1 protein-coding gene is annotated in these 1,024 nt (G+C 70.8%); it reads right to left on the reverse strand.

Annotated elements, in window-relative coordinates:
* Window positions 1-1,024, reverse strand: a 1,024-nt coding sequence (locus tag IE180_RS35960) for an acyl-CoA dehydrogenase family protein (protein ID WP_190161117.1), incomplete at both ends; no start/stop codon positions are given.

A 1,024-nucleotide genomic window follows, 5' to 3' on the forward strand; every position in this document is an offset into this window, starting at 1 on the left:
CTGGGTGATCTTGGCGTCGCGCATCATGCGCTCGACGGGGTAGTCGCGGGTGTAGCCGTAGCCGCCCAGGAGCTGGACGGCGTCGGTGGTGACCTCCATGGCGACGTCGGAGGCGAAGCACTTGGCGGCGGCGCCGAAGAAGGTCAGGTCGCCGTCGACCCGCTCGGACTTGGCGGCGGCGGCGTAGGTGAGCTGGCGGGCGGCCTCCAGCTTCATGGCCATGTCGGCGAGCATGAACTGCACGCCCTGGAAGTCGGCGATGGGCTTGCCGAACTGCTTGCGCTCCCTCACGTAGCCCTTGGCGTAGTCCAGGGCGCCCTGGGCGATGCCGAGGGCCTGGGCGGCGATGGTGATGCGGGTGTGGTCGAGGGTCTTCATGGCGGTGGCGAAGCCGGTGCCCTCGGCGCCGATCATGCGGTCGGCGGGGATGCGGACGTCGTCGAGGTAGACCTCGCGGGTGGGGGAGCCCTTGATGCCGAGCTTCTTCTCCGGGGCGCCGAAGGACACGCCCTCGTCGGACTTCTCCACCACGAAGGCGCTGATGCCCCTGGAGCGCTGGTCGGGGTCGGTGACGGCCATCACGGTGTAGTACTGCGAGACGCCGGCGTTGGTGATCCAGCGCTTGACGCCGTTGAGGACCCAGGAGTCGCCGTCGCGCACCGCGCGGGTCTTCATCCCGGCCGCGTCCGAGCCGGCGTCCGGCTCGGACAGGGCGTAGGAGAACATCGCCTCGCCCCGGGCCAGCGGGGCGAGGTACTTCTTCTTCAGCTCCTCCGAGCCGGACAGGATCACCGGCAGCGAGCCCAGCTTGTTGACGGCCGGGATCAGCGAGGACGAGCCGCAGGCGCGGGCGACCTCCTCGATCACGATCACGGTGGCCAGCGCGTCCGCGCCGGCGCCGCCGTAGGTCTCGGGGACGTGCACGGCGTGCAGGTCGTTGGCGACCAGGGCGTCCAGGGCCTCCTGCGGGAAACGGCCCTCCTCGTCCACCGCCGCCGCGAACGGGGCGATCTTCGCCTCCGCG

This window comes from Streptomyces litmocidini (assembly GCF_014649755.1).
Classification (GTDB): domain Bacteria; phylum Actinomycetota; class Actinomycetes; order Streptomycetales; family Streptomycetaceae; genus Streptomyces; species Streptomyces litmocidini.